This window comes from Citrobacter sp. R-1.5.2 (assembly GCF_035064245.1).
GTDB lineage: Bacteria > Pseudomonadota > Gammaproteobacteria > Enterobacterales > Enterobacteriaceae > Citrobacter.
Genome location: NZ_JASEYC010000004.1, coordinates 88,770 through 111,353, shown reverse-complemented (window position 1 = coordinate 111,353; position 22,584 = coordinate 88,770). Strand labels below are relative to the sequence as shown.

Annotated in this window: 19 protein-coding genes and 1 pseudogene; 18 read left to right on the top strand and 2 right to left on the bottom strand. The window is 49.5% G+C overall.

Annotation, left to right across the window (positions count from 1 at the left end; all coding sequences use genetic code 11):
• Positions 1 to 200 precede the first annotated feature (200 nt).
• Both QMN38_RS09770 and QMN38_RS09765 read left to right on the top strand, forming a co-directional pair.
• Positions 201 to 458: a YjhX family toxin gene (locus QMN38_RS09770; RefSeq protein ID WP_048212521.1), complete on the top strand. Its 258-nt coding sequence runs from the start codon at positions 201 to 203 to the stop codon at positions 456 to 458.
• 91 nt (positions 459 to 549) lie between these two features.
• Positions 550 to 684 (top strand): annotated as a pseudogene (locus tag QMN38_RS09765) (SAM-dependent methyltransferase); the annotation flags it as partial.
• A 56-nt stretch (positions 685 to 740) separates the two neighbouring features.
• Here the strand turns inward: QMN38_RS09765 and QMN38_RS09760 are convergent.
• The gene (locus QMN38_RS09760) at positions 741 to 1,310 is read right to left on the bottom strand and encodes a DJ-1/PfpI family protein (RefSeq protein WP_323604964.1); all 570 of its coding nucleotides are present in this window, start codon (positions 1,308 to 1,310) and stop codon (positions 741 to 743) included.
• Positions 1,311 to 1,790: 480 nt separating this feature from the next.
• Between QMN38_RS09760 and QMN38_RS09755 the strand changes: the two genes are divergently transcribed.
• The 14 genes from QMN38_RS09755 to QMN38_RS09690 all read left to right on the top strand — a co-directional run bounded on the left by QMN38_RS09755 (position 1,791) and on the right by QMN38_RS09690 (position 20,136).
• A complete protein-coding gene (locus QMN38_RS09755; RefSeq protein WP_271457260.1) occupies positions 1,791 to 2,054 on the top strand; it encodes an agmatine deiminase family protein in 264 nt (87 codons plus the stop codon).
• Between the two features lie 16 nt (positions 2,055 to 2,070).
• Positions 2,071 to 2,256 (top strand): agmatine deiminase family protein, encoded by a 186-nt coding sequence (locus QMN38_RS09750; RefSeq protein ID WP_323604961.1) that lies wholly within the window; start codon positions 2,071 to 2,073, stop codon positions 2,254 to 2,256.
• A gap of 943 nt (positions 2,257 to 3,199) precedes the next feature.
• Entirely contained in the window at positions 3,200 to 3,937 is a 738-nt protein-coding gene (locus QMN38_RS09745) for a hypothetical protein (RefSeq protein WP_271450518.1), read from the top strand.
• Between the two features lie 88 nt (positions 3,938 to 4,025).
• The gene (locus QMN38_RS09740) at positions 4,026 to 4,508 is read left to right on the top strand and encodes a hypothetical protein (protein WP_016151926.1); all 483 of its coding nucleotides are present in this window, start codon (positions 4,026 to 4,028) and stop codon (positions 4,506 to 4,508) included.
• 119 nt (positions 4,509 to 4,627) lie between these two features.
• Entirely contained in the window at positions 4,628 to 5,770 is a 1,143-nt protein-coding gene (locus QMN38_RS09735; RefSeq protein WP_323604957.1) for a tellurite resistance domain protein, read from the top strand.
• Positions 5,771 to 5,820: 50 nt separating this feature from the next.
• The gene (locus QMN38_RS09730) at positions 5,821 to 7,290 is read left to right on the top strand and encodes an SrfA family protein (RefSeq protein WP_323604955.1); all 1,470 of its coding nucleotides are present in this window, start codon (positions 5,821 to 5,823) and stop codon (positions 7,288 to 7,290) included.
• A 17-nt stretch (positions 7,291 to 7,307) separates the two neighbouring features.
• Positions 7,308 to 10,376 carry a virulence factor SrfB gene (locus QMN38_RS09725; protein ID WP_005123218.1) on the top strand — a complete coding sequence of 1,023 codons (3,069 nt, stop codon included), beginning with the start codon at positions 7,308 to 7,310 and terminating at the stop codon, positions 10,374 to 10,376.
• The gene (locus tag QMN38_RS09720; protein WP_323604953.1) at positions 10,376 to 13,090 is read left to right on the top strand and encodes a virulence factor SrfC family protein; all 2,715 of its coding nucleotides are present in this window, start codon (positions 10,376 to 10,378) and stop codon (positions 13,088 to 13,090) included. The genes QMN38_RS09725 and QMN38_RS09720 overlap by 1 nt, the downstream gene beginning before the upstream one ends.
• The gene (locus QMN38_RS09715) at positions 13,084 to 14,085 is read left to right on the top strand and encodes a flagellar basal body-associated FliL family protein (protein ID WP_323604950.1); all 1,002 of its coding nucleotides are present in this window, start codon (positions 13,084 to 13,086) and stop codon (positions 14,083 to 14,085) included. The genes QMN38_RS09720 and QMN38_RS09715 overlap by 7 nt, the downstream gene beginning before the upstream one ends.
• On the top strand, positions 14,082 to 16,043 hold the full coding sequence (locus QMN38_RS09710) for a vWA domain-containing protein (RefSeq protein ID WP_271457253.1): 1,962 nt from the start codon (positions 14,082 to 14,084) through the stop codon (positions 16,041 to 16,043). Before QMN38_RS09715 ends, QMN38_RS09710 begins: the two co-directional genes overlap by 4 nt.
• Positions 16,043 to 16,768: an ABC transporter ATP-binding protein gene (locus QMN38_RS09705; RefSeq protein WP_323604948.1), complete on the top strand. Its 726-nt coding sequence runs from the start codon at positions 16,043 to 16,045 to the stop codon at positions 16,766 to 16,768. Before QMN38_RS09710 ends, QMN38_RS09705 begins: the two co-directional genes overlap by 1 nt.
• Positions 16,758 to 17,972, top strand: coding sequence for an ABC transporter permease (locus QMN38_RS09700; RefSeq protein ID WP_323604946.1), 1,215 nt, complete (start codon positions 16,758 to 16,760; stop codon positions 17,970 to 17,972). The genes QMN38_RS09705 and QMN38_RS09700 overlap by 11 nt, the downstream gene beginning before the upstream one ends.
• 48 nt (positions 17,973 to 18,020) lie before the next feature.
• A complete protein-coding gene (locus QMN38_RS09695; RefSeq protein WP_271457250.1) occupies positions 18,021 to 19,589 on the top strand; it encodes a formylglycine-generating enzyme family protein in 1,569 nt (522 codons plus the stop codon).
• A 46-nt stretch (positions 19,590 to 19,635) separates the two neighbouring features.
• The gene (locus tag QMN38_RS09690; protein WP_323604943.1) at positions 19,636 to 20,136 is read left to right on the top strand and encodes a hypothetical protein; all 501 of its coding nucleotides are present in this window, start codon (positions 19,636 to 19,638) and stop codon (positions 20,134 to 20,136) included.
• 62 nt (positions 20,137 to 20,198) lie between these two features.
• Here QMN38_RS09690 and QMN38_RS09685 read toward each other — a convergent pair whose 3' ends face one another.
• Entirely contained in the window at positions 20,199 to 20,651 is a 453-nt protein-coding gene (locus QMN38_RS09685; protein WP_271457249.1) for an IrmA family protein, read from the bottom strand.
• 223 nt (positions 20,652 to 20,874) lie between these two features.
• Between QMN38_RS09685 and QMN38_RS09680 the strand changes: the two genes are divergently transcribed.
• Positions 20,875 to 21,339 (top strand): hypothetical protein, encoded by a 465-nt coding sequence (locus QMN38_RS09680; protein WP_271450303.1) that lies wholly within the window; start codon positions 20,875 to 20,877, stop codon positions 21,337 to 21,339.
• Between the two features lie 597 nt (positions 21,340 to 21,936).
• A complete protein-coding gene (locus tag QMN38_RS09675) occupies positions 21,937 to 22,458 on the top strand; it encodes a tetratricopeptide repeat protein (protein ID WP_416348259.1) in 522 nt (173 codons plus the stop codon).
• The last annotated feature ends 126 nt before the right edge of the window (positions 22,459 to 22,584 follow it).

Here is a 22,584-nt window from a genome sequence, read left to right as displayed (position 1 = left end):
TCGAGGGACTGCCTGTTATCATTCAGCATGTAAATACCTTTCAACTCAACCCGAGGCTTTGATGCTGGAGAATGTCATCATCAGATAATCAGTTTGCCGACCTTATCAGGCCGGACTGGTTATCAATGCGCCGAAATCGAATGCGGACACCGCAGTGTGTTTGCACGTTTTGCACATGATGATTAAACAGGTTTCCCAGTATGAATTTATCCCGTCAGGAACAACGTACCTTACACGTTCTCGCCAAAGGTGGCCGAATTGCGCACGTCCGAGATAGCGCTGGCCGCGTCACATCCGTTGAATGTTATAGCCGCGAAGGATTGCTGCTCTGCGACTGCACGCTTGAGGTGTTTAAAAAGCTCAGAACCAAAAAACTGATCAAATCCGTCAATGGTCAGCCCTACCGCATCAACACCACCGGATTAAACAATGTTCGCGCCCAGTTAGATAATCGCTAAGGAGAGAGTGATGGATATTCCCAGAAATTTTACTATTACTGGCATCAAATACCCGCCACGAAAGATATTGCCCAGGCATGCGGGGGCAGCTCAGTGGCTGGAGGTGAACCCAAACGATGACTTTACGCAGGAAGTCAGAGAGCAACTGAGGACGTCACCAGGACGCCATGTCACCTTTACCCGGGAATATCTCGGCTGGGGGGTATTCGCACTCATGCAACGGTAATTTTTTGCAGTCGGTATAGCCGGATGGGTTATACCGACCTGCAAAGCCAGTACCCGTTACTTCACTAATACTTCAACAAATTTAGCCAACCAGGCAGGATGGGCAGGCCATGCCGGCGCGGTAACCAGATTGCCATCGACGTGCGCCTGGTCAATCCCGATATCGGCATAATGCCCACCGCTCAATCGAACTTCTGGCGCACACGCTGGATACGCGCTACAGGTCCGATTTTCTAACACCCCGGCTGCCGCCAGCAATTGCGGGCCATGACACACAGCGGCGATAGGTTTACCCGCAGAGTTAAAGTCTTGTACCAGTTGAATGACATCCGGATTCAGACGCAAATACTCCGGAGCCCGCCCACCTGGGATCAACAAGGCGTCATAATCCGCCTCGCGTGCATCAGAGAAATTCGCATTCAAGGTGAAGCGATGCCCTGGTTTTTCACTGTAGGTCTGCGCCCCATCAAAATCGTGAATGGCGGTTTGAACATAGTCGCCTTGTTTTTTATCCGGGCAGACGGCATCAACCCGGTGACCGAGCATTTGCAGAGCCTGGAAAGGCACCATCGTTTCATAATCTTCGACATAATCCCCGACCAGCATCAGAATCTTCTTCATGCACATCCCCCACTCACGGTTATTAATAATGAGAAATAACGGCCATCTTTACTATAGTTCACACGACTCAGAACATTAATAAATACCGCAGAACAATCGGCTGGATCACAGTCTATACAGAGGCCCGTCAGAAGGGCTTTCTGTGAGTTAGATAAAGCAACGTGCATTTAATAAATATAAATTATCTATAAATATATAGTTGAGAAATTCTAATATCGGCAAATTTTACGTATCACATTGAATATCACCAATTGCAACATATAATCTCTGTGTTATATTTCACCTGGAATTCAGGGAGCCTTTTTATTTTTTATTTAATAAATAAAAAATCTCCATATTATTTATCTTCTATACACAAAATCATTTACGTTGCATTGAGGCGGTAAGTGAACGAATCCCCTGGAGCGGACATAAGTACGTGACTGGGGTGAGTGAGCGCAGCCAACGCAGGGGCTGCTGGAAAGTACAGCTCATACTGTCACCTGGATGGCGTTTGGTGCCAGTGCGGCGATCTGGGAATCTCACCGACTTCCCGTGGTGCGGAAAAATCTGGCGCTGGTCGCAAACACCATTGCGGCCTTTGACCCCGTGAATATGCTGATGCGCGAAGAAGAGCACGCGCTCGCGGCAAAGCTATGCGGGCCATCAGTTAACCTGCTGGTTCATCGGATTGACGACCTGTGGATACCGGTACTTGTGAAAAGCCCCCACCGCGTGCCCGGCGGCGTTGGATTTAACTTCAACGGCTGAGGTGAGAAGCAGGAACGTGATCACGCTGGAAGGACCATCAACTATTCGCCAGAGCTATGCGAACAGTGATTTTGCCGCCAGTTATATCAATTTCTATCTGTGCAATGATGCCGTCATTGCGCCGGAGTTTGGCGATAAACGCACGGACCGTAACACGCGCGATATTTTGCAGGAGCAATTTACCGGTCGTGAGATTATTTAATTGAATATCGATGGTATCGCGGCCGGTGGCGACGGTATTCACTGTGCGACCCAGCAACAGCCTCGTTAGCGGTTGGTTATGCTCGCCTGGTTTCGGGCGGGTTACATGTAAAACAGTGATAGCGTATCTACCGGATGTATTCTGTTTTGCAACCTCACCACGTGAGGGAAAATGCAAACAAGGTACAACTCTTATCATCATTTTTTTTCCAGCCTGAAGGTAATTTTGGAAAAGATAAATGAAAGTATACTTTTATTATCCGAAAATTAGATATTTCGAATGAAGAAAAGCAAAGTTATCCCAAAATAATACTCACATCACATAAGTGAAAGATTCTGCTCTAATATGCTTTAAAAAAGAAAAACCGTTAAGTCATAGATAAGTTCTCGTAGTAAAAACGTAAAAACAGCACCCTACGGATAGCACTTACCGCAACTACCAATCTTGATGGTAATTTAATTATTGACTCAGATCAATCTATATGATCACTATTTCATCCCTGTATGAAAACAAGCATATAAAGTTAAGATAAATTCACATTGTGAATAAATCAGGTATACTCAGGACGAACTTTTTTATGTTCTGTGAGAAGGGTAACCCCCTCTGGTAACCGCACTGTTGCTCATTTCAGCATGACTTTCGTCGCATGAAGGCTCAACAACCTCGTTTACGCAAACAGCATAAATTATATAAAAATCAAATAGTTCACATTAAAACAATAATAAAACAAAGTTAGTAATTGTTATTCCATCACCAATAGTAACGCAATGAAATTAATACACCACTTAGTATTGTGGATTTATTGTATTACCGGGGTAAAAGTTATCACGTTATAAAAAATACAGAATTTCATTTTGCCCTATATGAAATCGCTACTTATGCGAAATTTAATCACCACACAGCTTTTTATCGTTGCTAATTTATGATTTAAGGAAAAACAAAAGTGAACTCTTTTAACCGAACTACTGCTTGTCTGCTAATTTCCGCAACATTACTGCTGAGCGGTTGCGCCAATACTGGAAGCACACTGCTGTCAGGAGCAAAACCGGATCCACGCCTGACAACCACCGAGCAAGCCCAATTTTTTAGCGCTTCTGGCGCGCAAGGTTGCGGCATTGGTGCGGTATCAGGCGCTGCGCTTGGCGCTGTAGTTGGTGCTCTGGCTGGCGACACCAAGAAAGCAATTGCAGGTGCTGCCATTGGTGGTGCTGCTGGGTGCGCAGCGGGTATGACGGCTAACTACTATCTTGATGGCCTGAAAAAAGATTATGCCTCCACAGCCGATCGCCTGCAGGCAATGGATACGGATATCAGTAAAGATACCGCTGCAGTAGAAAAATCTACCCTTGCTATGAAACAGGTTATCAGTGAAAACCAGGCAACCTTAACCAAAATCAGCATCCAAAAAGATAAGGCTGGCTTTGATAAAGCAGGTGCTAAAACGCAATTAGCACAAATTGATGCCAACATCAGCAAGATGAAAGAGACCGTGAAAGGCATGAAAGACAAAGAGTCTGCCTATAAGGTCGCTTTGCAAGGTCAAACTACTGCCACATCTGCAGAGAAAACCAAGCTTGCTAATTTGAACAAAGAGTACAGCAGCCTGAATAGCAAGATTAGTGACCTGGAAAAAGAAACTAACGAGTTTTACGAACAACGCCAGGCTATTTCTCTGGGCTAACAACTTTAGGCCGATAGGATTATCGGCCTTTTTTAGACCGCTTTGACATGTAAAGCATCGTTATTTGACTCAATTTATGGATTATTTGATGAGAAAATATCTGCTTCTCGCCACTATTGTGCTTACCGGCTGTACCACATCGCCACAGGACTGTGATTTACACGCACAAGATCCGAGTTTTATTACCAAACTAAGCTGCGCCACATCCGGCGGTTATCGTCAGCAAGTTGATCAAAAAGAGCAGCAGGTTCGACTCAGCCAGTATGAAAATGAGTCGGCGAAGCAACAGCAGGCTTATACCCAAAACCGACAGCAGAACGTCAATCAGAAGCTGGCCGATGAACAAGCAAGGTTAAATGCCGTGCGTTCAGACCTGTCACAGACCCTTGCACAGCTGAAGTCCAGCAAAATAAAAAGCAGTGAACGCCAGAAGGAAATTCAACAATTGCAGGACTTGCAGCGGCAGTCTCAGCATGCCAGTGGTGCAAGTGAAATTGCTGCAATTGAAAAGAAAGTCGCAGAAGCCAAGCAGAAAATCAAAGTTCTGGAAGAAGCAAATACCCTTCGCTAAGGACGCACGAAAAGTGGCGCTGGCCACTTTTTCTGCTGCTGAAGAAAACGGCTCTGGCTTGCTGATATGCAGCTGCATGCATACCACGCATATAACTCACAACAATAATGATTTCGGTTATGCAACGATTAATAACTGCTGCGCCTATTGATGAAGCGACTCTGACAATCTACGAGGAGACGGTTGCAATCATACACCGTCATCTTCCACCATCTCTGGCACTACTCTACGCCACTGCCCGTCGTGGTTCACAAGGACATCTGGAATGGTGGACTGAGCGCCAGGGTCTGGCAAAGCCCTTTTCTGCGCTAAGCGATGCGGAACAATCCGCCGTCCAGAGTAAACGTCAGCAGTACCAGGATATTCTGGCCGGTTTGATTGAGCAGCTACTCGCACGCGGCGAAGAACATTCAGCGCATGCCTTACAAAAACTGCTAACGCATTCGCGCGATCTTAACTGCTATAGCGTAGGTGGCGAACCGGTGCTAATCAACTGGGCCATTGTCAGTGAAGCCCCCCTACCTCCCGTGATCGTTATCCCGTGGTGGCGACGCTTCCTGCCATGGCTATTGTTGCTGTTATTGTTGCTGCTGATCGCTTGCGCCTGGTGGTGGCATAAAAATGCCTTAACCCCGCCCCCTCCTCCGGTACATCACGATGTGCCTGCTGCTGCGCCTGCTGTCGCCCCCGCCAGCACGAACTTAACCCAGGCAAACCCCAGCATAAATCTGGAGAAACGCAAAGATTTTGGGCGGATTAAAATCAACCTGACCTGGCAACAGGGAAGCCATAAAGAGCCTATCGACCTCGATATCGCCGCTTTTATTCGTTTTAAAAACGGCAAGATCAGTGGTGCCGAAGCGTTGAGTAAGTTCCTGGGTAACTATGACAAACCGCCATATCTGTTGCTGCAACAAGATCTTCGTGAGGGTAACGATCAAGATGGTGAATGGCTCTTCATTAATGGCAGCCACTGGCAGGATATAGATGAGGTTCTGATTTATAGCTTCATTTACGGCGGTGCCGACAACTGGCAAGGGACCAATGCCACCATCACGATTTATGTGCCCGATCAACCCCCCATTATATCCACGCTGACTGACAGCAATCAGCGCAATAACGTTGCGGCGATAGCCAGACTCAAAAACGTCGATGGCAACATCAACGTTGAACGTCTGGACCGTTTCTTCCCTGACCGGAAGTCGCTGGATAAGCACTATGGCTGGGGTTTTGAATGGACGCCTGGTGCGAGTAAAAAATAGCCTGCATCACTGTGGCTTTTGTTAAATCACAGCCTTACAAGGTTTAGACAATGCGAAATTCGATTCAGGGACCACTGCTGCGTACCGGGCATAATTCCTCATTTAAGGCTCTGGGTGAAACGGGCTATCCCGTTTTTAAGATGGCGTTTCAGTTACGTGAAGCAATCTACCGTCTTGATGCAGGGCGCGATTTGGCTCGTCATTTAGCTATCCCACAAAACGATCAGGGTGGTGACAGAACCGATTGGTACAGCAGCTTCCCTGGCGATGTCATCCCCTGGAGCGGTGCGAGTGAAGCGGAGCGGGAATCAGCGCGCCAGCAATTTACTGCGTTTCAAATGTCAGTGCAGGCGTTAAGTGAACAGTTACTCAATGCTGAGCAAAACGGGACCGGGGGCGATCGCCGCGTCTTCGCGCAGTTGCTGAAGTCAGTCACACATTTCCCGGATTACGAATTTGTGTATCTCGTAAATGGGATCCTGGTGATTACCTTTTGGGGATTTGTCCATCCGGAAGGCGAACAACGTAATCCTATGCATTGGCTGAGTCCGGCATCACTACCAGCAACCCCTCTCGCGGCCTCAACCCCTCTGGCTCCTGTAGACGCCGCCGTAACCCCGGCTGTTACACCTGTTGTAGATACCGTTGTGCGCAGACGCTGGAGCTGGCGTTGGTTACTCTGGTTGCTACTTGCGTTGCTGCTGCTGGCATTATTATTAGGTCTACTACGCGGATGTGTGCCATCACTCTCCATTCCGGGGCTCCCTGCCATCGCCACGGATAAAACGGCGATCGATACGGCTCCTGCCATCGAACGTCCAGCCGTAGGCGTTTCCGATGTAACAACGCAGGTTTCCCGCACAGGTTCAGAAACCGTCGTGGGTTCAGCTGTCGTCCCTGGCCTATCTGAGGGTACTCCAGTCAATGCGCAGCAAGCACTCGAACCAACGTCGCCAGCCGTTCCGGCAGCGACAACAACCGCACAGGTCGGTGACGACACAATTCCGCCAGCCGTTCCTGCAAGTAATGCCAACGCCGATGCGTCGACTACTCCGGCACCTCCTGCTGTGCCTGGCGCCGCAGACGCTCAAACGCCACCCGCAGTTCAACCCGTCACCACGCCGCCAGTCATCCCGGCACAGGGCACTCCGTTGACGCTTCCTCCGGCCCTTCCCGATGGCCCAGCGCAGTTTCTTAACGGCGAATGGCGCGTGAATGGTGGTATTCAGGACAAGCTCACCGGGCGACCGTTGCAACTGCAATATAACTTTGCCCAGGGCAATGGCACCGTCAGCATACGTCAGTCCAGCGGTGTTACCTGTCGAGGCCCTGCCAGCGGCAATGTGCAGCAAGGGGCGCTGAGTATCACCAATCCTGAGCAGATGAAATGTAGCGACGGTTCAAACTTTATTGTGCCGACAATCGAGTGTAAATCACCCGCTGCTGGCCACGCCGATTGTATTGGCAGCAATGATGGGGAAAAAACATTCCCTATTCGCATGCTTCAACCTAATTCCTGAACAGGGACGAGATAACTATGTTGCCTGAGATTGTATCTTTCGATCGTCAAATTACCCTCGTGGGTGACTCTGGGATCCAGTTTATGGATTTCGGATTGTCCCTTGGCCGCCTGCCTGCTGGCGAGTTTGTCAAATTAGCAAACGGTGTACTCACCCGTTTAATTTACAACGAGCAGCGCGATTACTATTTCTATCAGCCGACCCCCGATAACATCGAGAAGGCCAAAAGCCAGTACGATATCCCTGTTGAACAGAGCCTGAAGTTGTTCGACGGCATCTGGTTACCGCTTCCTTTGTTTCGCTTTAGCCCACCGAATGTGTACCAGGAGGGACCGCTAAACTGGGCTCGCTTTCGTTTAGTCAAACTACCAGAACCCGATTTAGATGGTCATAGCCATCGCATGACGCTGGCGATCGACACCCGTATTATGGCTAAACAGCAGGCTGCCGCTGACCTCAGCCCGAACCAGGAAGATGTGAATGCCGGGGCAACCTTCGCCGTCGCAACTGCAACCTATGCCCTAAATTGGTACCTGACGCAGGACTGGATAACCGACTGGCTCAAAGAAGTATTCAAAGAAGCGAGCAAAGGCCGGGATATCGACGAGCGTGAACAGGAACTTGCACAGCAATACCCGCTGGCACATTACCTGAACCTTCTGTCATTGATGGCGATTCCAGTCGAAGGTCTGCAAACCCAGACTGAACCCGTCATTGAACTGCCGCAGTTCAGGGTGATCGCCAATCGGGAAACCAATGCGATCAAACCCATCGCCGTCGACCTGATACTCGACGTGGGCAACTCGCGCACCTGTGGCATTCTTATTGAAGATCACGGGCAATCAGGTTCAGGCATGAGGCATAACTATGTGCTGAAACTACGTGATCTCAGTGCCCCCGAACATATCTATACCGATCCTTTTGAAAGCCGGGTCGAATTTTCGCAAGCCTTCTTCGGCAAAGATCACTGCTCTGTACGCAGCGGTCGCCACGACGCGTTCCAGTGGCCGACTATCGCACGTATTGGTGGTGAAGCCAGCCGTCTGGCGGCTCGTCGTAAAGGCAGCGAAGGTTCAACAGGCCTATCCAGCCCTAAACGCTATCTGTGGGATGAGAAGTTTTATGGTCAGGGTTGGCGTTTTAATGGCAGCTATGTGCAGGACAGCAATCCATTGGCAACGGCAGCACCGTTTGCCAACCTGATCGATGAAAGAGGCGAAGCCCTGCACACCATTGAAGATGAGATGGATCGCATCCCCGTCTTTACGCCACGCTACTCACGCAGTTCGCTGATGACCTTTATGCTGGCAGAAGTTCTGACCCAGGCCATTAGTCAGATTAACAGCCCGGAGCAGCGTATTCGTCAGGGACACGCTGGGATCCCGCGTCAGCTACGCCATATTATTCTGACGGTTCCGCCTGGTATGCCCATGGCTGAACGCTGTGTGCTGGATGAACGCATGCGTCAGGCTGTCGGCCTGGTGTGGAAATCGTTACGCTGGCACAACGGCGAGAACGATCCGTATGAGGACGTACAAGAAGAGCATACGGAAGCAAACATCAAGATCCCATTACCTGAAATCAGGGTGGAATGGGACGAAGCCTCCTGTGCACAGTTGGTTTACCTGTACACCGAGATTAATCAGAACTTTGCCGGTCATCCGGAAGAGTTTTTCGACGCAATTGGCCGACCAGACCGTACCGATCGTGAAAGTATCACTATCGCGTCAATTGATATTGGCGGCGGGACCACCGATCTGGTGATCACCGATTACCGCCTCGATCATAATGGGCACACTGGTGGTGGTACTAACGTACATATCATCCCGCACCAGCGCTTTCGCGACAGTTTTAAGATCGCAGGTGATGACATTTTGCTGGATGTTATTCAGTCATACGTTCTCCCCGCTTTTGAGCAAGCCCTGCGTGAAGCCGGTGTGATGTCCACTGAAACATTGATGTCCCAGTTGTGCGGATCGCAGAATATTAGCGCCGCCGAAGCCGTGCTTCGCCAACAACTGAGCCTGCAACTGTTCGTCCCGCTCGCATTACATATCCTGGGAACATACGAACATTACGATCCGCTTGATGAACAAACGCATACCCTGATTAACCAACGTGTCGGCGATTTGCTACCGGTGGGTTGTATTCGTGATGAAGTCGAAGGATTCGTACGCCGGGAAGTTCAGAAAGCGGGAGGTCCGACCGACTTTAAGCTCGCGGATATCATGCTTAATCTGCCACTCGCCAAACTCCATGGCGATCTCTGTGCAGGTAAGTTCAGCATCGATAAAGTCCTGACTGCACTCTGTGAAGTGCTGTCTTATTATCATTGCGATCTGCTGCTACTCACCGGCCGGCCGTCTCAGTTACCTGGGATTCAGGCGATTATTCGTCGCAACCTTCCGTTACCGCCAGGGCGTATTCTGCCGTTACATGGTTATCAGACGGGTACCTGGTACCCGTTCCATAAAAACGGTCATATCGACGATCCGAAAAGTACAGCTTCAGTGGGTGCCATGCTCACGCAGTTGTGTGCAAACCACAGCATCCCTAACTTCCATTTCCGCACCTCAGAGCTGAAACCGTATTCAACGATTCGCCATATCGGCACCATTGATATGGATAACCTGATTCGCGATGCCGACATCGTTTATCAACATATCGAGTCTGAAAACGGGCAGATCAAGCTTCCGGCCATCACCGATGAAAATGGCGAGAAAACCACACAAAGCATCGTTATGCGTGGCGACCTGCGCTTAGGCTATCGCCAATTGGATGCAGAACGCTGGACTGCGGCACCGCTGTATACCCTCCGTTTTAGCGAAGAAGGACGTAAAAAATTCTCGTCGGCTCAGTCCACGGATAATGGCTCCCCGTATCTCAAAGTCCGACTGACGATCGATAAGGGTAAACGAGCTCGTCAGCTTGGACTGATTAGCGATCGCCTGACGATCGCCGATGTCAGCAGCAACACCGATAAGTCATTTAGCAAACGTGATTTGGATCTGGAACTCAATACGATGCCCGACAGAGGGCTCATTGATAGCCGTCACTGGCTCGATAGCGGGAGTGTTAAAAAATAATGAATAGCGAACAAAAATCTCTCACTCAGGGTTGGGCTGCTATCGCTCAGGGATGCCTGGACGCACTCGGATGGGTCGACAACGTACGCCCCGGTTCACGTCGTTTAGACAACGAAGCAGACAAACTCAACTTGAGTTTGCTGCGTACGAGGAATCTGGCCAATAGCCTGACTCAGGTTGCCAAAACACCGATGACCGTCGGTTTTTTCGGTATTTCTCAGGCAGGGAAATCGTACCTCATTTCAGCGCTCGCTGCTGGTAGCAATGGGTCGCTGGAAGCACTCTACGGCGAAAGGCGTGTTGACTTTATCAAAGAGGTAAACCCTGTCGGCGGAGGTAAAGAAGCGACGGGGCTGGTCACTCGCTTTACCCGTCAGGCACCTGCCGCGCCGGCTGGATACCCAGTGCCGTTGCGACTGTTCAGTGAAATCGATTTGGCTAAGATTCTGGCCAACGCCTGGTTTAACGACTTCAACCATGAGCAATTGAGCTATCAGCTTGACCAAAGCCGGGTTGAAGAGCACCTGCGCCCATTCCTGCAGCGTGCTGTGCAGGTTCAGGAATATAACGGCGTCAGCCAGGAAGATGTCGTCGCCTTGTGGGATTACCTTAACGCCTCTTTTAAAAAGTCAGTTGAGAAGCTTGAACACGCCTGGTGGCCGCAGGTGTTGAAAATTGCCCCGACGTTGAGCCCAAATGATCGTGCAGAGCTCTTTTCCCTGTTGTGGGGAGAACAGCCAGCTCTCACCGAAACCTACCGTTCATTAGCCAATGTACTGGCGAAACTGAACCATACCCGTATGGTATTTGCCCCGCTGGAAACGCTGACTGACCATAGCAGCGGCAGCATCATGAACGTAGATAGCCTGAACAGGTTGGGCTCCAGCCAGGATCGCAACGTTGAGATCCGTTATTGGAAAGAAGAACAACAAATTGGTAGCGCCAACTTAACGCAGGCGGAACTGGCGGCGTTAACCACAGAGCTGATTTTCCCTCTGGCAGAAGTTGAAACCAACAGCGTTGTGGAACAGGTTGATCTGCTCGACTTCCCTGGCTATCGCGGTCGTCTCAAGATCACCGCACTTGAACAGGCTGGCCGGGATGGACTTAACGCAATTTCGCAGCTCCTGCTTCGCGGAAAAGTTGCTTACCTGTTCGAACGCTATACCGATAACCAGGAAATGAATGCGCTTGTCGTATGCGCCAGCTCAGCCAAACAGAGCGACGTTGCTGATGTGGGCCCGGTATTAAACCGCTGGGTAGAGAAAACCCAGGGTAAGAGTGCCGAAGAGCGCGGGGGCCGCAACCCGGGTTTGTTCTGGGCAATCACCATGTGTGATATGCGTATCGTCAACAGCCTGCAACATACCGAAAGCCAGTTAAAAGAAGGCTGGGAAGGTATGATGCACATGACTTTACTAGAGCGTTTCTCGCACTATGAATGGCTTTCACAATGGGCGCCCAACCAGCCTTTCAACAACTGTTTCCTGGTACGCAAACCCGGGCTTGATAACCCTTTCCTGAGGCTTGAAGGTGATGCCGGGCAGGAGAGACTCCAGGAAGTGGGTATCAGCGATCGTTACCGCGATGTACTCGATACCATGGGCAGCACCTTCGTCTGCGGAAAAAATGTGAATATGCACGTTGCAGAACCGAAAGCAGCCTGGCAGGCAATGCTCGAACTCAACGACGGTGGAATGTCGCGCCTGACGAAAGCACTGCGCGGCGTCGCCCATCTCGACTTCAAGTTAAAACGTTTACAGCAACAACTGCTGCAATGTCGCATGGAAACCGGCGATCAACGTCTTGGCCGGTGGTACGAAAAAGACGGTGATGGGCAGATTGTGAAAAAACAAGCAATTGCCAAAGAGTTATGGCAAGGCTTGTCTGCATGTTCCCACAGCATGGGGGAACTTATCGAACGCCTGGTTCTGCCGACTCAGGAGCTCAACAACATTTATTTGAGTATTCGCGACCTCGAGCAGGCACCGCAAACCGAAGGCGAAAGCCCGACCATCAATGCTTTCGCAACCAGTCCGTTTGGTGGTAATCCGTTCGCTGATAACCCCTTTGCCAGCGATCCCTTTGCGACTACACCTGTTGAAACCGCCGTTGTTGATGCGCCAGCAACTGCTGCAGCGGAACGCGTAGGCCAGGATGATGATTTCGCGCATCAGGCCTTTAAAGCCTGGGTAGCCCACCTACGGGAGTTGCCGCAGCAACCGTTGCAGTGGCGTCAACTGGGCATGAGCAGTGAGCTGATTAATCAACTCAGCGAAGAGCTAATCACCGCCGCCACACGTTTGGATTTGGAAGGGACATTGAAACATGCCCTGGCGGGTCAAGAGCAGGCTGAAACCACTCGCGTACACATGCGAGCACGTCAGGTTTTACGCGCTCAACTGACCATACGTGATTTTATTGCCTGGTTTGGTTATCTCACCCTGCCAGCAGACAAGGTACCCAACAGCTATGTTGGCGAGAAAAACAAAGTGTTTCTGCGTCAGAAGCAGCTCGCTAACGATGAGTTGCCACAACTCGCCGCCGTTGCACCACAGCCCGGCGTTTCCTATCTGGGTGACTGGCTTTCTGCTTTGATGAGCGTTGTCCTGGACAATGCGGGTCATAGCGCCACACGGGATATTTCCTTCGAACAGAATCGTCAACTTGGTCAGATTATCAGCCAATTGAAACAAGAGAACATGCCATGCTAGCTAAAATCATTGCCTGCCAGCCGGCAGAGCCAGGTACTGCACAATTGATGGTCCGCCTGCGTGGTGAAACCGCAATATTGACTAATCTGACCTTTACTCTGTGCAATAACGAGCAGAACTACCTGCAACCCGATGGCAGTTGGAGCCCGGCGCAACACTGGTTTACCATGAACGGTGGTTATGCGTTAAATAATGGTAGCGGTTTTCGTATTGGCCCAACATTGCTTGACCCATTGCTGGCGACGGCAAGCCAGGTACAAATTCAGATCAAGCTGGATTCTGGAGAAACACGCAATACCACGTTACAGCTGGTGCGCGACGAACTGCTCTCTTCTGAAGCAAGAGGTGAAACAGGTAACTATAGCGGCAGCAGCATGCTGGCTACTCCAGAAGTTCCTTCTGAGCCCGTCATTGCGACAGAAACCGTTGTTACCCCTGAACCTGTAGAGCCGGTAATTCATACTGAAGCGAGAACTCCGGCGAAATCGGGGTCCTCCCGCCTTCCTGTTATAGGCGCGGCAATACTGGCATTAGTCGTGATTGCTGGTGCGCTGTGGTGGTTTTTAGGCCGGGATAAATCACCGGAAGCCCCTCCCGTTGAACAAACACAGCAAGAAACACCGGCCGCCGCACCAGAGCCTGTCGCTCATAGCACCTGTTCTGCACAGGGTTTGAACAGCCAGAACGAGCTTGATTTCGTCCAGAGCTGCGTTCAGGAAAAACTCGACAGTGACAAACTGCTGACCATTATCCAGGCCGCAAAAGAGGCTAAAAAATGTGGTGTTGCACAGCGTCTGTATGCTAACCGTGCCCAGGGTGGCGATACCAAAATCGCGCTCGTGTACGCAGGTGAATACGACCCGAAATACCACCAGCCAAGTGAATGTTTCAAAGCACCGGATAAAGATACTGCAGCATATTGGTACGAAACAGTTCTGCAAACGGAGCCTGACAACCAAACAGCCAAACAGCGTCTTGAGGAGCTAGGAAAATGACCTGGAATCCGATGAGTCGTCTGGTTCTGCCATTATGTGGTCTGTTGCTCAGCGGGCATGTATTTGCCGCTGATGGCGACAAACCTCTGCTCCAGGAAGGTAAGAAAACGTTATATCAACGTGTTCTCACTACCCCCGGCTGCAAACTTGGGACTGCCGCAGGTGATGATAAAGGTCAGCTACAGCCGGCCTTCAGCAGCCTGTATGTTTATCAAAAAGAAGATGCAAACGGCCAGAGCTGGCTTAAGGTCGGGCCGGATAGCTTTGGTAAAACTATTGGCTGGTTACCAAAGTCATGTACCGTCGACTGGAAAATGCAGCTCACATTGGCATTTACCAACCCGGCAAACCGTGACCGTTTGCTGTTCTTTAAAGAGAGAAAAAGCCTTGATGATATTCTCTCTGCCCCCGATCCCGTATCGCTGGTTGCCCCACTTCGCGCCAAGTTAAAACGGGATGGCCACGCCGAAGGTATTCAGGCTGAAGAGCCTGAATATTTTGTCGATCTGCAAAAGCAGTTTTATCTGTTGCCAATCCTGAGCGGCGAAGAGGTCATGACTGAAGATGGCTTCTATACTCGTCTGCTTAACGTAGCCTCCGTCAGTAAAGCTGAAACGGCTAAAAAACAAGAAGATAACGTAAATCAATTGAAAGGGTTTAACGCCTCAGTGGTCTTCGTTATTGACTCAACCATTTCAATGGGGCCTTACATTGAGCGCACCAAAGAAGCGGTTAATAAGATCTATGGCAAGATCAAACAAGAGCATCTGGATGGGCAGGTTAAGTTTGGGTTGATCTCATTTCGCTCAAATACCAAAGCCGTTCCGGGCCTTGAGTACCGTACAAAGATTTACGCAGATCCTAACCATGTGAAAGATGGTACGGATTTCCTGAAGAAAGTCGCTGATTTAAAAGAAGCGAAAGTCTCCAGTTCTCTGTATGACGAGGATGCGTATTCCGGCGTGCTATCAGCTATTGATGACATTGACTGGAGCCCGTTTGGCGCTCGTTACATGGTCCTGATTACCGATGCTGGTGCTATTGACGGTAGCAACAAGCTGTCAGGTACCGGTCTTGATGCCAGCCAGCTTCGCCTTGAGGCGGGTAACCGCGGTATTGCTATCTATACGCTGCACCTAAAAACATCAGGCGGCAAAGATAACCATGCCAAAGCCGAAAGCCAGTACCGCGATCTCTCCAATTTTGACAGCACCCAGTCCAACCTTTACCAGGCCGTAAATGCCGGTGATATCAAGATGTTTGGCCAGCAGGTAGATGCGCTAGCCTCCGCCATTACTGAGCAGGTTAAATCCGCTTACATGGGTGATGCTGCGATTGGTAGTGCGCTTTACGCGAAAGACGATGGACAGAAACTGACACCGGAACAAAAGCTGCTTCAGGATACGGCATTAATTGGACATGCCATGCAGTTGGCCTATCTGGGTAAGCGTAACAGCACACAAGCCCCGTTAGTCTTTCAGGCATGGATTAGCGACCGCGACCTGATTAAGCAAAACATTCCTACCACCGACGTTCGTGTTCTCTTGACCAAAGGTCAGCTAAGCGACTTAAGCGATGCTGTCAGCCAGATCCTTAAAGCAGCAAATGAGGGGATGATCTCACCAACCAAAATGTTTGAGCAACTGCGTACTGTTGCGGCAACCATGGGTGCTGATCCTAACCAGCTGAAACAACAGGACAATGCCCGCATTGGCGATCTGGGGGTACTGGGAGAATATCTGGCCGATCTTCCCTATAAGAGCGATGTCCTGAACCTCGACGAAGAGACCTGGAAAAGCTGGGACGGATTGTCACAGGAGAAATTTATCCGCACGCTGTCATCCAAACTGCGTCATTACCAAAAATATAACGCCGATGTTGATCGCTGGGTTGAGCTGGCAAAAGGAAGCGATCCGCGCGATCGCGTTTATCCCATCCCGCTGGAAATGATGCCCTGATGCTGCGCATAGAAGAGTTGTGCGTTGTTCGTGGTCAGGGCAGTCATGCTCACCGGGTTTACCTGCCGCAGCTCACGCTGCGGTCAGGCCAGGTGGTCGCGGTCACAGGTGAAAGTGGATGTGGTAAAAGCACGCTACTGGAAGCCATTGGCTTATTACTGCAGCCCAGTAAAATCGGGTGCTTCGAGCTGGACGAAGGTGCACAGCAATTTGATATCGCAACGCTGATAAAGGATGAACAACATAATGAACTGGCGGGTATTCGCGCCCGTCAGCTTGGCTTTGTGTTGCAAAATGGGGGGTTGCTTCCCTATCTGAGCGTCAAAGATAACATCCTTCTGCCGTGTCAGTTGCTGGGATTACGCCCCGACAACGCGCTGCTGGACAGAATAATCGATGCTCTCAAACTTGCGCCATTATTGGCCAAATATCCCACGCAGTTGTCGTTTGGTGAACGACAGAGAACCGCTTTCGCACGTGCGATATTGCACCGTCCAAAACTGGTACTGGCGGATGAACCAACAGCCGCACTTGATCCCTACAACGCAAAGATATTATTTAGCCTGTTTATTGAGCTGGTCCGCCAGGAAGGCATGATGGCGCTGATTGTTTGCCACGACTGGCCACTGGTACAACATTTCAATTTACCCTGTTTAACTGCCCAGCCTGAACCGTTAGTGGCATCGTCGAAGCACGAACAGGGAGGAACCTATTTTGTCCTTTAACCGAGCCAGACTGCTGGGCCGCCTGGCTATGCAAGACCTGTGGCACGATCGCATCATTTCTTTTTGCATCGTCTCTTCTCTCGTCGCTGTTATCGCACCTTTATTACTTCTTTTCGGTTTGCGTTTTGGGATTGTGAACCAGCTACAAGAAGATCTGACCAGTGACCCTCGCAACCTGGAAATCCGTATGCTGAGTAGCGGCAGCTACAACCAAAACTGGATCGAAGAGTTACGGCAGCGACCCGATGTGGGTTTCGCCATCGGGCAAACGCGTTCGCTAAATACGCTTGCTGACCTGCAAACAGACAGCACACATTTCATTGAGAACGCTGAAGTTATTCCAACAGACTCAGGGGACCCTTTACTCAAGTCCCTTGAACTCCATCAGGAAAACGAGGTTGTCATTACCCAGGAAGCCGCACGTAAATTAGCGGTCAGTGTCGGTGATTCGCTCTCTTTGCGAGTAAGCAGAATGCTTGATGAACGCCGGGAGTGGGGACGAAAAAGCGTTACCGTCGTGGGGATTTTGCCTGCGACCTATTTTAATCGTGCCGCGATCTTTACCCAGCCTTCGTTATTGCTGGCGCTTGAACATTTCCGCGATGGCTTTGCGGTAACCGGGTTGGGGATGGCCAGCGGTGCGCAACTTGACGGTAAACCACCGCTCTACGCACGCGCCAGATTATACGCCCGCGATATTGATCAGGTTGCCAGCCTTGAGCGCGATCTCCGGGAACAGCGTATCGAAACCACCAGCCGTCTGGCTGATATAGAAAATGTGAAAAGCATCAATCGGGTTTTGGGCATTATTTTTAATACCATTGCCGCCACTGCACTGGTTGGCTGTATTGCCTCACTTATTGGCTCATTTATCGCGAATGTTGACCGCAAACGTAAACATATTGCTGTCCTCCGCCTGCTCGGTTTTACCCGTCCCGCAGTGGGTGCCTATGTGATTTTTCAAGGCTGTCTGCTTAGTCTGGTGGCTTATATCGGCGGCTTTGCGATCTACCTTTTAGCCAGTCAGGTCTTTAACCAGGCGTTAGCGGGCAGTCAGGCAACAGGTCAGATGATTTGTAAGATCACCCCGTTGCACGGCCTCGTCGCTCTGATACTCACCATTGTCGTGGCGACACTGGTCGCCGGCATTGGTGCCTGGCGCGCCATTAATATTGAACCTGCGCAGAGCCTGCGCGAGGCATAACCCATATTCCTACTTGCCCAAGGCATTTATCATTTGCGGAAAACGTTCATGACCCTTACCCCTTCCACATTATCACGCTGGCTGGCGCTGGCTCTGCTGGTGAAGATGTCGCCCGTGCTGGCCGAACCGTGGGCAGAGAAAATCTATAACCCCAAGCCGGATAGCGACGATATTATTTTGCCCATGCCCTGTGAAGGTGCCATGGTATTCCGTCAGGTAGAGATCCCTGTCTCGGGCCCTCTGGATGATATGCCGATCACCTTAGGAGAAGATGGCGGAGAATGGGGGTTTGTTGAACACAGTTATCCAACCTTTATCGCCGGTAGCTTTACCGAAAGCAAAAAAAGCAAAGGTCGTTACTATTTGATGGCCAAATATGAACTGACAGCATTGCAATACCAGGCATTAACCAGCGGTACCTGCCCCACGCCATCACGTAAGTTAAGCATCGCAGAAACCAATATCAGTTGGTTCGATGCGGTAAATTTTGCCGATAAATATAACCAGTGGTTACGCACGAATGCTCTCGACAAATTACCGAAAGAGGATGGCAACCCTGGATTTTTACGCCTGCCCACTGAAGTAGAATGGGAATTTGCAGCACGCGGCGGCCTCAAGGTAAACAGTGCGGAATTCCGTGATTCCCACTACCCGATGGATGACATGAAAAATTACGAGTGGTATTCCGGTTCGCAGTCCTCTAACGGCAAAGTACAGCTCATTGGGCTGTTGAACCCTAACCCCCTCGGCCTACACGATATGCTGGGCAACGTCTCTGAGATGATGTTCACCCCGTTCTATCTCAATAAAATCAACAGACTTCACGGCCAGGCTGGTGGTTTTGTGGTTCGCGGAGGCAGCGTCATCTCGAATGAATCAGAGATCCGTAGCGCGACCCGTAAAGAAATTAACTACTACGATGAAGCCCATCCTTTCACCAGCAAAACCACCGGATTGCGTCTGGTTCTGGTCTCTCCAACCATTACATCAACAGACCGAGTGAAACAGCTGGAGAAAAATTGGGCTACTCTCGGTGCAGATAAACCGGGCATAGATAAGAGCAAAGACGCCCCCACAGACACCGCAAAAGCGCTGGGAAGCCTGGCATCAGGCGTTGAAGACACAGAGCTGAAAAAGAAACTGAAGGATCTGGAAAATCAGCTCCGCGCCAGTAATCAGCAACAGCAGGAAGAACGGGCACAATCGATCCGCGCCAGCCTTAACCTCGGCTCCTTCCTTTGCACAAAATTGCAGGATGATGGCCGCTTTCTTGACTTCCTCAATCACAACTATGAATTGCTGTGTAAGGATAAAGATGACAGTGATAAAAATTGCGCGATCCGAAAAACAAAACTGGGTGAGCAAACAGATCGCCTGCAACAACTGACGAGTTACTACGCCAGTAGTCTGGTTGATTCAGCCACGCTTTATGGTCAGGAAGGTCTGAAACATGAAGTGACGGTTTTCGATCAAATGCTCACCCTGAACAAACGTCTTGCAGGTCTTAAGCCATTTCTCGCCGCGCACTGGCAGAATCAGCAAAAATATCTGGCAAACGGGAAAATTGATGCCGCCGGGTGGCTGGATACTTGTAAGCAAATTAAAAGCGGAAATTAATCTCACACAACGATTAAACACACATGTTTATTAAGGAGTGAAGAACGTGAAGTTTAGCTTAAAAATTGCGGCAATAGTCTTAGGCTGTATTGCCGCCACCCAGACATCTTTTGCCGAGACCTATAGTTCAGAGGATCAGGAACAATTAACTCTTGAGTGTCTGCTAACCAATAATAAATTTGCCAGCGCTTTTATTGCCCAGGATGCTGCCGGATATGCTCTGGGAACAGCATCTTCTCCTATTGCGGAGCTGAATCTTGTCACTAATCAGCCGGGAGTCACAGCGTATTACAGCGCAGAAACGATCGCCGGAGGATCTTTATACTGGATTCGCGTCGTAAAAGGGGTCTATGAATATATTGTTTACGACAAAGAGCAACACGGTGATATGTCTGGCGTCGTCGTCACAAAAAATGGAAAAAAAGTATTCCATAAAGATTGTAAAGAACCAATCAAGGTAGGTACACAAAGCGACAGTAGTATCTTTAGCCGGGTGGCACAGGAAGATGCTGAAGGCGATCGTATTATCGACTTAATCAATAAGTAATATACGTGCGCCAGATCAGACAGGGGATATCGCAAGATATCCCCTGTAGAAATACAGACGAGTTACTTACCGTGTCCTACGCTAATTTTCAGCGGTTGATAATATTGAGGGTCAAAAACTGATAATGGAAGTGCATGCCATGAGCCATCCTGCGAGGCTTCATCAACTTTAGTAATGATAATACTGACCGTATTTTCAACTGAATCACAGCTAAATTCTGTTGCTGCATTAATTGAGCGAGTCGCATCACTATCACCAAATGCCTGAACGTGAAGCGCCCCCGTTTCCAGGGTCGCACCTGATTTATCGGTGAGCTGAAGGGTAATAGTAAGGTCATTAAACGCGCCATTCCCCCCGTTATCCAGAGCAAATACCAACGAACAAACCCCCTGAACCCAGCCGCTGTCAGTATTGCGAATATTGATATAGCGACTCTCACTTTCTGCGCTCATAACTGGATTGATCGTTCCACAAAACCCACCTACCAAAAATAAACCGGCCAATGCATGTTTCATTTTTATATTTCTCTGTTGTGATTTTCCAAAGACATACAAATAGTGTATCTTATCTAGATATTTAAAAATTGAAACGAGCTCATAATTATGCGTTAAAAACGTTAAACATATTAATATTATCTCAACGTAAACCAGGCATCATCGATTTGTTTTAAATTTGTTCTAAGTATTAGAGATGTAGATAATTCTGTAAATTTAACTTTAGACACGGATAACTCGCCACATGAGAAACACATTTTTTGCCTTTACTTTGCTATGCAGTCTGCCTGTTCTCGCATCCGAACCATCCTTAATTGTATGCGAACCGCAAAATACTAACGATCAGTCAGCAACAGGAATCTGGCCAGCCCCTTATTTATCAAAAGATAAACTCTGCCTTGATATTCGTGCTGATTCGGGAGACACATGCGTAAGCAATGGTCAAAGTACGAATTGGTTTACAGAGGCAGTCATTGTAGATATTGATGGGCAGCCTCAAGGACGTGATGATACCTGGTTCAGAGTCGTACACCCGATAATCACCGATAAGACCATCGAATACAAAATCGAAGGGTCACGAGACAATAAAACATGGGGGCTGGTATCCCATGTATCTATCAATCGACTGTCAGGACAGGCTGTTGATTGGTTAATTGGCGAGCATGGCGGTATTTCTTACCAGTGCCATCTGGAAGGGCGTAAAATCTGACCAGGAATGAGGCCAACATACCTGCCCTAATCCCAAAAACAAATAATACACATAAGGTGAATATCATGATGTCGGGAAAAGCAGTTTTCAGTTTTTTCATTTTGATGTTGTTATCCTCTGTTGCGAGTGCCACCACCTACAGAACAGACAGCTTTGGAACGACACGTGATGATCAAGGAAATAGCTGGCGCACGGACAGTTTTGGAACAACGCGTGGCAGCGATGGGAGCGTCTCACGCACTGACTCATTCGGAACAACAAGGGTAACCAGTGCTAACGGAAATACGACCAGTTATCGAACCGATTCATTTGGCACGACCCGCGGTAGCGATGGTTCCGTATCTCGTACAGACAGCTTTGGTACAACCCGAACAACTGACGCCCAAGGAAACACGACAACCTGTCGCACAGACTCATTTGGGACCACGCGCTGCGATTAAATAGGTGCCTCTCTCTTTGCTAATAAAGCGGTATTTTAAAAATAAACGGCAGGTCAATTTATAGGCATCGATAATGAGTAAAGCATGGTCTGCGCGGTTTACAGCATGCAAGAACCTTCACTCATACCGAGAGGGCAGGACCATGAAGATGCACGCCATGACGAAAATACTGCCGTTGATTTGCCTGATCTCAGGCGGGCTGCTCTACTCTGCTGCAGCCAGCGCCATGGGAAATGACGATACCACCACACCAACATGCCCGAAGGGTCAGGTTTACGACAACAAAACCCAAAAATGTTTGCCCGAAAAAAGCAGCATGATCGACGATCAGGATAAAACGCAGTATGCGTATCACCTGGCGAAAACCGGCCATTATCAGGATGCCATCAATTTACTCGATACCTTACAGCAGCCCAATACGCGTGAAGCCTGGAACTATCGAGGCTATGCGACGCGCAAGCTAGGGCGTACGGATGAAGGGATAAGTTACTACCAACGATCGATTGCCCTTGATCCGCACTATGCGAAAGTGCGCGAATATCTTGGGGAAGCATGGATGGTTAAAGGCCGTCCCGACCTGGCGAAAGCAGAGCTGGCCACCATTAAGACTATCTGCGGCACCCAATGCGAAGAGTATCGCGATCTGAAAGACGCGATCGACGGACACCCAGAGTCATAGACCGGAAGATCCAAAAAAATCACCGTCAACGATGCGCATTTTCAATGAATACAGCCGTTGGATCGCATCGTCGACATACCGTTTATTGCCTCAGAAATTCGCGGAGAATGTAGGCAGTTCACAACT